The organism is uncultured Tateyamaria sp., assembly GCF_947496075.1.
In the GTDB taxonomy this organism is placed as follows: Bacteria; Pseudomonadota; Alphaproteobacteria; order Rhodobacterales; family Rhodobacteraceae; genus Tateyamaria.
This window is the reverse complement of the sequence record NZ_CANMBJ010000004.1, coordinates 105,774-118,847: the sequence shown is the minus strand read 5'-3', so window position 1 is coordinate 118,847 and position 13,074 is coordinate 105,774. Positions and strand designations below refer to the sequence as shown.

The 13,074-nt window shown below is 60.1% G+C and carries 12 protein-coding genes; all 12 read left to right on the top strand.

What is annotated here, in order from left to right; translation table 11 throughout:
* The first annotated feature begins 85 nt into the window (after positions 1–85).
* Complete coding sequence (locus Q1A51_RS13025) at positions 86–1,093, top strand: TRAP transporter substrate-binding protein (RefSeq protein ID WP_299601055.1); 1,008 nt, start codon at positions 86–88, stop codon at positions 1,091–1,093.
* 73 nt (positions 1,094–1,166) lie between these two features.
* Positions 1,167–1,733 carry a TRAP transporter small permease subunit gene (locus Q1A51_RS13020; RefSeq protein ID WP_299599813.1) on the top strand — a complete coding sequence of 189 codons (567 nt, stop codon included), beginning with the start codon at positions 1,167–1,169 and terminating at the stop codon, positions 1,731–1,733.
* 42 nt (positions 1,734–1,775) lie between these two features.
* Entirely contained in the window at positions 1,776–3,092 is a 1,317-nt protein-coding gene (locus Q1A51_RS13015) for a TRAP transporter large permease (protein ID WP_299601051.1), read from the top strand.
* Positions 3,093–3,348: 256 nt separating this feature from the next.
* On the top strand, positions 3,349–4,110 hold the full coding sequence (locus Q1A51_RS13010; RefSeq protein ID WP_299599812.1) for a crotonase/enoyl-CoA hydratase family protein: 762 nt from the start codon (positions 3,349–3,351) through the stop codon (positions 4,108–4,110).
* The gene (locus Q1A51_RS13005) at positions 4,110–4,568 is read left to right on the top strand and encodes a MarR family transcriptional regulator (protein ID WP_299599811.1); all 459 of its coding nucleotides are present in this window, start codon (positions 4,110–4,112) and stop codon (positions 4,566–4,568) included. Before Q1A51_RS13010 ends, Q1A51_RS13005 begins: the two co-directional genes overlap by 1 nt.
* A complete protein-coding gene (locus Q1A51_RS13000; protein WP_299599810.1) occupies positions 4,565–6,337 on the top strand; it encodes a feruloyl-CoA synthase in 1,773 nt (590 codons plus the stop codon). Before Q1A51_RS13005 ends, Q1A51_RS13000 begins: the two co-directional genes overlap by 4 nt.
* Positions 6,334–7,206, top strand: a complete 873-nt coding sequence (locus Q1A51_RS12995) for an amidohydrolase family protein (protein WP_299599809.1) — start codon at positions 6,334–6,336, stop codon at positions 7,204–7,206. Before Q1A51_RS13000 ends, Q1A51_RS12995 begins: the two co-directional genes overlap by 4 nt.
* Before the next feature lie 85 nt (positions 7,207–7,291).
* Positions 7,292–8,818 (top strand): benzoate-CoA ligase family protein, encoded by a 1,527-nt coding sequence (locus tag Q1A51_RS12990; RefSeq protein ID WP_299599808.1) that lies wholly within the window; start codon positions 7,292–7,294, stop codon positions 8,816–8,818.
* Positions 8,818–9,627 carry an alpha/beta hydrolase gene (locus Q1A51_RS12985; protein WP_299599807.1) on the top strand — a complete coding sequence of 270 codons (810 nt, stop codon included), beginning with the start codon at positions 8,818–8,820 and terminating at the stop codon, positions 9,625–9,627. The genes Q1A51_RS12990 and Q1A51_RS12985 overlap by 1 nt, the downstream gene beginning before the upstream one ends.
* A gap of 99 nt (positions 9,628–9,726) precedes the next feature.
* Complete coding sequence (gene boxC, locus Q1A51_RS12980; protein ID WP_299599806.1) at positions 9,727–11,385, top strand: 2,3-epoxybenzoyl-CoA dihydrolase; 1,659 nt, start codon at positions 9,727–9,729, stop codon at positions 11,383–11,385.
* A gap of 51 nt (positions 11,386–11,436) precedes the next feature.
* Entirely contained in the window at positions 11,437–12,885 is a 1,449-nt protein-coding gene (boxB, locus tag Q1A51_RS12975; RefSeq protein WP_299599805.1) for a benzoyl-CoA 2,3-epoxidase subunit BoxB, read from the top strand.
* Positions 12,886–12,896: 11 nt separating this feature from the next.
* Positions 12,897–13,073 (top strand): hypothetical protein, encoded by a 177-nt coding sequence (locus tag Q1A51_RS12970; RefSeq protein ID WP_299555185.1) that lies wholly within the window; start codon positions 12,897–12,899, stop codon positions 13,071–13,073.
* The last annotated feature ends 1 nt before the right edge of the window (position 13,074 follow it).

Here is a 13,074-nt window from a genome sequence, read left to right as displayed (position 1 = left end):
TCTCTGGAAGAGCGAGTCAGGCCGTAGGTGCCCGACCGGATAAGGGAGGAAATTCATGTCACTTACACGCAAATCATTTCTGAACATGGTCGGCGCCGCCGCGTTTGCCATCGGGTCCGGCACAGCCGCGCTGGCGCAAGAGGTTACGCTGAACCTGCACCAGTTCCTGCCCGCGCAGGCCAATGTGCCCAAGCTGGTGCTGGATGTATGGGCTGACAATGTCGAAGAAGCCTCGGGTGGGCGGATCAAGGTGGATCGTTACCCATCCATGCAGCTGGGCGGGCGACCGCCCGAGCTGATGGACCAGGCCATTGATGGTGTGGCGGATGTCGTTTGGACCGTGGTTGGTTACACTCCCGGACGCTATCCCAGCACCGAAGTGTTCGAGCTGCCCTTCATGATGACAGACGCCCGCGCGATGTCGTCCGCCTACTGGCAAATGTTTGAAAAACATATGAAAGATACCGAGTTCAAGGACGTACATATCCTGGGAACGTGGGTGCACGGACCGGGTATGATCCATGTGAACAAGGAAGTGAAAACACCCGCTGACATGGCAGGTTTGAAGATCCGTGGCGGGTCGCGCACGGTGAACAGCCTGCTGGAAAAGATGGGGTCGACCCCCGTTGGTATGCCGGTGCCTGCCGTGCCTGAAGGGCTGAGCAAGGGAGTGATCGATGGCACGACCATTCCGTGGGAGGTGACAGCCGCGTTGAAGGTGCCGGAGCTTGTCGGCAATCACACCGAGTTTGAAGGTAATGCGTTATATACGCTGACTTTTGTGCTGGCGATGAACAAGGACCGCTACGAGTCGCTGCCTGCTGATCTGCAGAAGGTGATCGACGACAACTCGGGTCTGGAATTCAGTATCTTTGCCGGTGGCACGCAGGCGGATTCAGATGGTCCTGCCCGTCAGGCAGCGGTGGACAATGGCAATAGCATCGTGACCGTGTCTGGCGATGATCTGGAGGCATGGCGTGCCGCGGCCCAACCCATCTATGACGAGTGGGTGGCTGATATGGAAAGCAAAGGCATCGACGGTCAGGCCCTGATCGATGAAGCGCGCGCGCTGATGGATGCCTACGAGGGCTGATCCTTTTTTAACCTTTGAAATCGGGCCGTGGCAGAGATGCTGCGGCCCGATTTTCCAATAAAATGAGGCGGATATGCACGAGGTGGTGAAATGGCTGTCGCGGATGTCGGCGGTGATCGGGGGGATCGTTCTGCTGGTTCTGATCCTGCTGACCACCCTGTCCATAATCGGGCGGGAGCTGTCCAAGCTGGGGCATTCCATGGCCGATGGTTGGATGGTGTCCCTTGGTGAGTGGCTGGTGGCGACCGGCGTGGACGAGATCAACGGCACCTATGAATTGACCGAGGCCGGGGTCGCCTTTGCCATTTTCGCCTTTTTCCCCGTCTGCCAGTTCTATAGCAATCACGCGACTGTGGATGTGTTTACCTCTGCCATGCCCCGCCGCCCCTTGGGCTGGTTGCGCGCCTTTTGGGAGGTGGTGCTGGCTGCTGTCATCGTCTTTATCGCCTTGCGTTTGTACGAAGGCATGCTGCGCTATCTGGGCAATGGTGAGACGACGCTGTTCCTGCAATTCCCGGTCTGGTGGGCCTATGCCGCGAGCGTCGGGGCCGCGGCCATTGCGAGCCTGACGGCTGTTTACTGCGCCTGGGCGCGGCTGGTGGAAGCCGCGACGGGGCGCCACATCTTGCCAGAGGGTTAACGGGCCATGGACTGGATTCGCGAGATTGTCCAATTTCTGGGCCTGACCCGGCTGGAACTGGGCTTCTGGTCGTTTCCCATTTTGCTGGGCCTGATTTTTTTGCGGGCGCCGATTGGGCTGGCCATGTTCCTGATGGGCCTGTTGGGCTGGATATTCGCGATGAACGGCAACCCGACGCCAATCCTCGCCAAGCTCAAATCCGAGACATACACCACATTTTCCAACTACTCGTTAACCATCATCCCGATGTTCCTGCTGATGGGGCAATTCGCGACCCTGTCGGGGATGTCGACCGCGCTGTTCAAGGCGGCCGAGAGTTTCTTGGGCCACCGCCGGGGCGGGGTTGCGATGGCGTCTGTGGGGGCTTGCGCAGGGTTCGGGGCGATCTGCGGATCGTCACTGGCCACGGCCGCCACGATGAGCCGCGTGGCGCTGCCAGAGCTGAAAAGATACGGATATTCAGGGGGTTTTTCGACTGCGACCCTGGCCGCGGGCGGTACGCTGGGCATCCTGATCCCGCCGTCCGTGATCCTGGTGATCTATGCGATCATTACCGAACAGAACATTGCCAAACTGTTCCTGGCCGCCTTTATCCCCGGCATTCTGGCCGCCATTGGCTACGTCATCACCATCTCGATCTATGTGCGGCTGTATCCGGACAGCGCGGGCACCCGCGCGGCGGTGCCGATGGCGGAACGCTGGAAGGCGCTGGCCGAGACGTGGCCGGTTCTGGCGATTTTCGCGCTGGTGGTCGGCGGGATCTATGCCGGGTGGTTCACCCCGACCGAGGGCGCCGCTGTAGGCGCTGCGGGCACGGGGCTGGTTGCGCTGATAGGCGGCAACCTGACGTGGCGCGTGCTGGGCGAAGCCCTGATCGGGACTGCCAAAACCACGGCCATGATCTTTTTCATCGTGTTGGGCGCGTCGCTCTACAATAACTTCCTTGCCCTGTCGGGCGCGCCGCAATGGCTGGCTGATTTCGTTTTGTCCCAAGGGTTTACGCCCATCCTGGTGCTGAGCGTGATCCTGTTGTTCTACCTGATCTTTGGCTGCGTGATGGACAGCCTGTCGATGATCCTGCTGACGGTGCCGATCTTTTTCCCGGTGATCTCGGGCCTCGATTTCGGGATGACGCCCGAGCATGTGGCGATCTGGTTTGGCATTCTGGTGCTGATCGTCGTGGAGGTTGGTTTGATCACGCCGCCGGTGGGAATGAACCTGTTCATCATCAATGCGATGGATCGCGAGACGCCGATGACCGAGACCTATAAGGCGGTGCTGTTCTTTGTCGGGTCGGATATTTTTCGGGTGATTCTGCTGGTCGCTTTCCCGGCCATTACCCTGTTCCTGATCCCCTGACGCGCAACGTTCGGTGGCTTGAGCGGCAGGTTTTGCCTGACACAGGCGTTAACGCCATGAAAACAAGGGCGATGGGCCTGTCACCATGCGTGCACCCCCTGTGCACCCCCCGTACACCGGCTTGAGCGTTTTCGGCGGGCCGCGCCGGGTTAAGGCCGCGTGCGGTGCGTTAACCTTAATGGGCCGTTAAGGGCGGGCTTGCCGGAATGGAGGAGGTGTGCTTGGATAGTTATGTAGTATAACTAAAGGGGTGTGCATGCCGGATTTACTGGTGGATGTTCAGGAGGCGATTGCGGTTCTGACGCTCAATCGCCCGGACAAGCGCAACGCCATGTCGGATGGGCTTCTGGCCGAGATTGATGCGTTCTTTTCCGCGCCGCCGGAGGGTGTGCGAGTTGCCGTCGTAACGGGGGCGGGCGGGCATTACTGTGCCGGTTTGGACCTGTCGGAGCATGTGGCGCGCGATGCGGAGGGCACGTTGCACCATTCGCGCGGATGGCATGCGGTGATGGACAAGGTGCAGGGCTCTGGCCTGCCCGTTGTGTCGGCCATGACGGGTGCTGTGATTGGCGGTGGGTTGGAGTTGGCCACGTCGACCCATGTGCGCATTGCCGAGCCTGATTGCATGTTCCAACTGCCCGAGGGGCGGCGCGGGATCTTTGTCGGAGGAGGCGCGACGGTGCGGGTTGGGCGTATCCTTGGGCCAGACCGGATGACCGAGATGATGTTGACCGGGCGCAAATACGGAACCGAAGAGGCCGTGGCGCTGGGACTGGCGCATTATGCGGTTGGTCCGGGGGAGGCGCTGTCCCGGGCGATGGAGATTGCCGCGCAGATTGCCGGGAACGCGCGTCTATCGAATTACATGATGATCCAAGGGATTGCGCGGATCGCAGACATGTCGCGGCAGGACGGGTTGTTTGTCGAAAGCCTTGCCACGGCGTTGTCGCAGACCTCGCCCGATGCTGTTGAAGGTTTGGCGGCCTTTCTTGAAAAACGCAGCCCGAGGTTTCGGTGATGGAAAGGCCCAAGGATCAGCAAGAGGCAGAGGTGTCGGACGCGGCGCTGCGCGACTTTGTCGGCTACAACATGAAGCGCGCGTTCAATGTGTTGCAGGCGGATCTGGCGCGGACGTTGGAGCCCTTCGGGCTGCGTATGCTGACCTTTTCCGCGTTGTCGATGATTGTTGAGAACCCGGGCCTGCGCCCCAGTCAGTTGGCCGAGGCGCTGTCTGTCGAGCGGGCGAATGTGGTGGTTTATGTGGACCAGCTGGAAGAGGCCGGGTGGGTGACACGCGCCCCGAGCGAGACGGATCGCCGCGCCTATGCCCTGCAATGCACGTTGGCGGGGCGGCAGGTTTATGAAAAGGCGCGGGCGGCGGTGCGCGCACATGACCGGCGCATGCTGGACGGGCTGCGCGAGGTCGAGATTGCCGCGGTGAAGAAAGCGCTGATGCGGATCGAGGGGCGGGGATGACGGATCATCTGGGCCTGCGGCCGCACAAGGTGGTGCGGGAGGATCGTGCCGACGGATCGATCCTGTTGCGGTCCGGATACGAGATGTCTGCCGTCGATCGCTGTACGGGAGTGTGGCTGGATCGGTGGGCGGCGCGGACACCGGATGCGGTGTTTCTGGCCGAGCGGTCTGGTGACGGTTGGCATAGGGTAACGTATGCAGATGCGCATGCCCGCGTGCGCGATCTGGCCGCTGGCCTGTTGGCGCGCGGTGTCGATGGGCCGATCCTGATCCTGTCTGGCAATTCGGTTGACCATGCGTTGCTGACGTTGGCCGCGCAATATGTCGGGCTGGTGACTGTTCCCGTGGCCGCGCAATACAGCCTGATCCCGGCAGCCCGAGCGCGGTTGGAGTATGTGCGCGACCTGGTGAAGCCCGCGTTGGTCTATGCGGCCGATGATGACGCGTTTGGCCCTGCGCTGGATATGTTTGACTGCCCCAAGCTGGTGTCACGTGTGGTGTCCGGACGTGCGACTGCATTGGACGGTTTGACCGGGTCGGTGGATGTGGATGCGGCCCATGCCGGTGTTGGGCCCGAGACCGTGGCGAAGCTGCTTTTGACCTCCGGCTCTACATCCGACCCCAAGGCCGTGGTGACGACTCACGGGATGATGACCACCAATCAGGCGCAGATCCGGGATGGTTTGCCCTTTGTTTCTACCCGCCCGCCGGTGTTGGTGGATTGGCTGCCGTGGAACCATGTGTTTGGCGGCTCGCACAATTTCAATCTGGTGCTGTCGAACGGCGGCACGCTGTATATTGACGATGGTGCGCCGATCCCTGCGAAGTTTGCGCGCACGGTCGAGAACCTGGGGCTGGTGTCTGGCACGATCTCGTTCAATGTGCCGATTGGGTTTGCCCAATTGGTTGCGGCGATGGAGCGGGATGCGGCACTGCGTGAGACCTATTTCCGCCACCTTGATATGATCTTTTATGCCGGTGCGTCGCTGCCTCAGGAGACGTGGAACATACTAGAGCGTATGGCCATGGAGACAGCAGGACGGATGCCGCTGATCACGTCAAGCTGGGGGCTGACAGAAACGGCGCCTGCCGCGCTTTTGCAGCATGTGCCTGCCAAGGGCGCTGGCATCGTCGGCGTACCGATGACGGGCGTGACCGTGAAGATGATCGACGATGGGACAGGGCGCATGGACGTGCGGGTGAAAGGGGGCAATGTGTTCTCTGGTTACCACGTTGCCCGCGAGAAAACCGAAGAAGCCTTTGATGATGAGGGGTTTTTCATCACCGGAGATGCGATGCGTTTTGTCGATCCGGACGATATGGGCAAGGGCTTGCGCTTTGACGGGCGGTTGTCCGAGGACTTTAAGCTGAGCACGGGGATATGGGTGCAGGCGGCGCAAATCCGGTTGGAGATCCTGGCTCTGCTTGGTCCGTTGGCGCAGGATGTGATTGTGTGTGGCGCGGGGCGGGATGAAGTTGGGATTCTGATCGTGCCGGGGCCTGAGGCGCGTGACGGACAGGTCGATAATGCGGCGCTATGCTGCGCAGCATCCGAAAGAATACTGCAGCGTATGGCAGGGCGCGCTGAAACTGTCTCCGGTTCCGCTCGGGTCGTGGCGCGCGCGCTGGTTTTGGTCGACCCGCCGGATATTGGTGCGGGCGAGGTGACGGCCAAGGGCAATATCAACTTTGCCAAGCTGCTGGAGCGCCGGGCCCACCTGGTGGACCGGCTTTATGACGACAACGATCCTTCGAGTATTGTTCTATGATTGATCTGGAAAAGATCCGCGCCATCGACATCCACACCCATGCGGAAGAGCCGTGCGGGTGTCATGCCGATGACGGTTATGACGATTTGCAATCGACCATGGCGGAGTATTTCCGTGCGCCCTGGAAACATCCGCCGACCGTGCCGGAAACGGCAGCACATTACCGGGCGCAGAACATTGCCGCCGTGATCTTTCCCGTCGATGCGGAGCGGGAGACGGGCTATCGCCGTTACGCCAATGAAGAGGTCGCCGAGATTGCAGCGGAGAACAGCGATATCCTGATCCCCTTTGCCAGTATCGACCCGTGGAAGGGCAAGATGGGAGTGCGCGAAGCCAAGCGGCTGATACGCGACTTTGGCATCAAGGGGTTTAAGTTTCACCCGACCATGCAGGGTTTTTTTGCCAATGATCGCATGGCCTATGACCTTTATCGGGTGATCGAGGATGAGGGCGGTATTGCGCTGTTTCATACCGGTCAGACTGGGGTTGGATCGGGCATGCGCGGTGGCAACGGGATGCGCCTGAAATATTCGAACCCGATGTATATGGATGATGTGGCTGTGGATTTCCCGGACCTTAAGATCATCCTGGTCCATCCGTCATTCCCTTGGCAGGAAGAGGCGCTGGCCGTCGCGCAGCACAAGCCGAATGTCTATATCGACCTCAGTGGGTGGTCGCCAAAGTATTTTCCGCCGATCCTTGTGCGGTATTGTAATTCGATCTTGCGTAAGAAGGTGCTGTTTGGATCGGACTGGCCCATGATCGCACCCGAGCGGTGGTTGAACGATTTTGATAGTATCGACATCAAGGATGAGGTGCGGCCCGGTATCTTGAAGGATAATGCGGCACGCTTGCTGGGGTTGCAGTAAATTGCGCATAGTCTGTCGTGTAGTTGCGGCAATTGGGCGCGGGATGCAGGATAAAGCATCTTCATGAGTCTTTGGGAGGGGACGCATGGCAAACGCGGCATCGTATTTCGTGGATCGACACGTCACCGAGGGGCGGGGCAACAAGGTTGCCTTTCGTGAGGTCGGCACGGGACGCAGCCTGACCTATGGCACGCTGGCTGACGCATCGGGGCGCGCCGGAGCGGCGTTTCTAGCGGCAGATATCAGGCCCGAGGAACGGGTTGCGATGCTGGTGCTGGATCAGATCGAGTTTCCGATCCTGTTCTGGGGCGCGCTCAAGGTCGGGGTCATTCCGGTGCCGTTGAACACGTTGCTCGCGACTCCGGTCTATGACGCCATCCTCCGCGACAGTCGCGCCGCGATGTTGATTGTGTCGGAGGCGATGTGGGAGGTCGTGGCGCCCGTTCTGGCGGACAATCCGTACCTGCGCCGGGTCGTGGTGATCGGCGATGCCCGGGACGGAGCTGAGGCCTACGACAGCTTCATGGCCGGGGCTGACGGCGCGATTGCACCGTTCGAGGCCAAGGACGACGAGACGGCCTTCTGGCTTTACTCCTCGGGCTCGACCGGGCAACCCAAGGGCGTGCATCACATCCATTCGGCCCTGCGGGCCACGGCCGACACCTATGGCGCACAGGTCTTGCAGGTGCGTGAAGATGACGTGGTGTTTTCAGCGGCCAAGTTCTTTTTCGCCTATGGCCTGGGCAATGCGATGACCTTTCCCATGTCGGTTGGGGCAACGGTTGTGATCTTTGGCGGGCGGCCCACGCCGGATGTCATGGTGCAGGTGATTGCTAACGAACAGCCGACCGTCTTCTGCGGTGTGCCAACGCTATATGCCGCGATGGTTGCCCATATGGAGACGGAAGGGACACCCGATGCACCCTTGCGCAGGTGCATCTCGGCTGGCGAGGCATTGCCGGAGGATGTCGGGACCCGCTGGGATAAGCTGACCGGTGTGCCAATCCTGGATGGGGTTGGATCAACCGAGATGCTGCATATCTTTCTATCCAATGCACCGGGCGATGTTGTCTACGGCACGTCGGGTGTGCCTGTGCCGGGCTATGAGGTCCGGCTGGTGGATGAGCATGGCGCGGATGTTGGCGCGGGCGAAGTGGGCGAGTTGCTGGTCAACGGGGCCTCTGCCGCGGGAGGCTACTGGAACCAACGCGACAAGACGAGAGAGACATTCGAGGGCGTATGGACGCGGACTGGCGACAAATATGAGCGCCGCGAAGATGGCCGATATGTTTACTGCGGTCGGACGGATGACATGTTCAAGGTGTCCGGCATCTGGGTCAGCCCCTTCGAGGTGGAGCAGGCCATTACGTCTCATGCATCCGTGTTGGAGTGCGCAGTTGTGGCGATGAAGGATGCCGACGGGTTGGACAAACCCAAGGCCTTTGTCGTGCCGCATGGACAGCGCCCCGAGGGCTTTGAAGAGGTGCTGAAGGATCATGTGAAGGACCGCGTGGGCAAGTGGAAATACCCGCGCTGGGTCGAATGTGTGGACAGCCTGCCCAAGACGGCGACGGGCAAGATCCAACGCTTCAAGCTGCGCGAGGATGTGTGATGGAGTGGTCGGCAGGTACGGTTTCGGTTGCGGGACAGGTGCTGGATTATGCGTGTTGGGGACCTGCGCCCGGTGACGCGCCAACGCTGGTGATGCTGCACGAAGGGCTTGGAGCTGTCGGGCTGTGGCGGGACTGGCCTGCCGAGCTGGCCGCGGCGACAGGAATGGGAGTGCTGGCCTATTCCCGCGCGGGATATGGTCGGTCTTCCACCATCTCCTTGCCGCGACCGCTGGACTATATGAGCCGCGAGGCAGTGGATGTTCTGGGCCCGCTCATGGATGCGGCCGAAGTTGAACATGCCGTGTTGCTGGGCCATTCGGACGGCGCGACAATTGCGGGCATCTATGCCGGGACGGTGTCGGATATGCGTGTGCGGGGACTGATCCTGATCGCGCCGCACTTCTTTACGGAGCCTGAGGGGTTGGAGGCCATTCGCGCTGCGAAGGTGGCCTATGAAACCGGTGACCTGAAAGACCGGTTGGCGCGGCATCACGATAATCCGGATGTGGCCTTTTACGGCTGGCACGATGCCTGGACCGATCCGGGGTTCGCCGATTGGAATGTGGGTGATGCCATCGATCACTGGCGCATTCCGGCGCTGGTCGTGCAGGGGGCAGAGGATGCCTATGGAACCCTTGCGCAGGTGCGCGAGGTCGAGGAACGGGCCTATTCCCCCGTTGAAGCACTGATCGTGGATGGTGCAGGGCACGCGCCGCATCAGGATGCGCCCGAGATCGTGACGCCCGCGGTGGTAGGGTTCTGCGAGACGTTGATCGCGCTGGAAGATGCCCTCTCGGAGGCGCATTAAAATGCACTAAAATACCCCATGAAGTGGTATATTATGCATTTTCGCAGTTCTTTGATGTAGCATAATGCCACTTTCGATCTTGCAAGGCGCATGTGATTCATGACCCAGACCATCGACTTTCGCACTGATCCGTCCCGCTATCGCCATTGGCGTGTGGAGTATGAGGGCCCGGTGGCGACCCTGTGGATGGATGTGGATGAAGATGGCGGATTGTTCGATGGGTATCAGTTGAAGCTGAATTCCTACGATCTGGGCGTCGACATCGAGTTGAATGATGTGGTGCAGCGGATGCGGTTCGAGCATCCGGAGGTGAAGGTGGTTGTGATGAAATCCGCCAAGGACCGGGTGTTTTGCGCAGGTGCCAACATCCGGATGCTGGGCGGTGCGGCGCATTCTCACAAGGTCAATTTCTGCAAGTTCACGAACGAGACGCGCAATGCCTATGAAGCGGCTGAGGCCGAGAGTGGGCAGAAATATGTGGCAGCGGTCAAAGGGGCTTGTGCCGGTGGGGGGTATGAGCTGGCGCTGGCGTGCAATCACATCATGCTGACAGATGATTCGACCTCTTCGGTTGCGCTGCCCGAGGTGCCGCTGTTGGCGGTTTTGCCCGGTACTGGCGGGCTGACCCGCGTGACGGATAAGCGCATGGTGCGGCGGGATCGGGCGGATGTGTTCTGTTCGACCGAGGAAGGTGTGAAGGGCAAGCGGGCCGTGCAATGGAAGCTGGTGGATGAGGCTGTGCCCAATGCCCGCTTTGACGAGGTCGTGGCGGCGCGGGCGGCTGAGTTCGCCTCCGCCTCGGACAAGCCGGATGTGGCGCAGGGGATTACGCTTGGGCCATTGGAGCGGACGGTGTCTGACGATGGCTCGGTGATCTATGGGCTGGTTGAGGTGACCGTGGATCGCGCAGCGCGGCGGGCGGAGGTTTTGATCAAAGGGCCGGAGGGCGATGCCCCTGCGGATGTTGATGCGTTGGTGGCGGAAGGTGATCAGTCCTACATCCTGCGCTTGGCGCGGGAGTTGGAGGACGCCATTCTGCATCTGCGCTTGAACGAGATGGAGGCTGGCCTGTGGGTGATCCGCTCGCAAGGTGATCCGGAGGTTGTTCTGGCGCATGAGGCGCTGATCCTCGACAACCCGGATCACTGGCTGTGCAATGAAATCCGGCACTACTGGAAGCGGGTGTTGAAGCGGGTCGACGTAACCTCGCGGTCTTTGGTGGCGCTGGTCGAGCATGGGAGCTGCTTTGCCGGTGTGCTGGCCGAGCTGGTGTGGGCAGTCGATCGGTCCTACATGATGGAAGACGAATTCGAAGGGGACAATCGGCCCCTTGCGACCATCACCTTGAGCGAAGGGAATTTCGGAGCCTACCCGATGGGCAATGATCTGACCCGGTTGCAGACACGGTTTTATGGCTCGGACGATGCGGAGGGACTGCACGACCGCATTGGCGAGCCGTTGGAAGCAGAAGAGGCGGATGACGCGGGACTTGTGACCGAAATCCTCGATGACATCGACTGGGAGGATGAAATCCGCATCTTCCTTGAGGAACGTGCGAGCTTCTCGCCCGATGCCATGACGGGGATGGAGGCGAACCTGCGCTTTGCGGGGCCCGAGACGATGGAGACGCGCATCTTTGGCCGTCTAACCGCCTGGCAGAACTGGATTTTCAACCGGCCCAATGCGGTTGGCGAAGATGGTGCGTTGCAGCGGTATGGGACCGGTGTGCGCGGTGATTTCAACATGGAGCGGGTGTAACCCGCGCGGTTGGTGGGCAGATTGCCCACCACGGATGGAGGAGATGAAGACATGACTGTGATGAATGTCAGCTATGACACCCAAATCCCCAACAATGTGGGGCTGAGCCAGGATCGTAAGGTATTGAAAGCCCTTGAGAAATGGCATCCCGGTTACATCAACTGGTGGAATGACCTGATCCCGCAGAATTTTCAGGAAAGCATGGTCTATCTGCGTACAGCCGTCAGCGTGGACCCCAAGGGGTGGGCCAAGTTCGACTATGTGAAGATGCCCGAATATCGCTGGGGTGTTCTGCTGGCCCCGGCGGTTGAGGACCGTCGCATTCCCATGGGGGAACACTATGGCGAACCTGCCTGGCAGGAGGTGCCGGGCGAGTATCGCAATATGCTCAAGCGCCTGATCGTCATTCAGGGCGATACCGAGCCGGGGTCGGTTGAACAGCAGCGTTTCCTGGGCCTGACGGCACCCAGCCTGTATGACATGCGGAACCTGTTTCAGGTGAATGTCGAGGAAGGCCGACACCTTTGGGCAATGGTCTATTTGCTCCAAAAATATTTTGGCAAGGATGGGCGTGAGGAAGCGGATGACATGCTGGTCCGGTCATCGGGCAACGAGGATGCACCGCGGATGCTGGGCGCCTTCAACGAAGAGACACCGGACTGGCTGTCCTTCTTCATGTTCACATATTTCACCGACCGCGATGGCAAGATGCAGTTGGAAAGCCTTGCGCAGTCGGGGTTTGACCCGCTGTCACGTACCTGCCGCTTCATGTTGACCGAGGAAGCGCACCACATGTTCGTGGGCGAGACGGGCGTGACCCGGACTGTTCAGGCGACGCTTGAAGCGATGAAAGCCAACGGCATCGATGATCCCTATGACATCGACAAGATCCGCGATCTGGGTGTGATTGACCTGCCCACGATCCAGAAGAAGCTGAACCTGCACTACACGCTGAGCCTTGACCTGTTCGGGCAAGAGGTCAGCACCAATGCCGCCAACGCCTTTAATGCCGGTATCAAGGGCCGCTATATGGAGCAGCGGATCGAGGATGATCACAAGCTGACGAATGACACTTACAAGGTGGCGAGCATCGTCGATGGCAAGATCGTCACTGAGGATGTGCCGGCCCTGACGGCCATCAACATGCGACTGCGGGACGATTATGTGCGCGATGCCTCTGGTGGTTTGCGCCGTTGGAACAAGCAGATTTCGCGCACGGGCATCGAGTTTGAACTTAAACTGCCCCATGAGGGTTTCCACCGGAAAATCGGTATCTTTGCGAACCAGCCGATCACGCCGGACGGCACCTTTGTCAGCCAGGAAGAATGGGATGCACGTGCGTCCGAGTGGCTGCCGACCAAGGAGGATGGCGCCTTTATCCAGTCCTTGATGAAGCCGTGCTATGAGCCCGGAAAGTACGCGAGCTGGATTTCGCCACCCCGTGTGGGAATCGACAACAAGCCAGGGGATTTCGAATATGTTAAGCTGCATATGGCCTGATGGAGGATGTTATGCAGATCGACAGAACAGCCCTGACAGACGATGCACCGGTCCGGCGCCCATTTTGCGCGCTGGAATGCGACGGATGCACCGGAATGTGCCTTGCGCTTTACATGATGCTGACGCGGGACGAGCAAGACGAAATGTGCCGCCGATACAAAGCCGCGGAACCCGAACGCGTGCATTAGG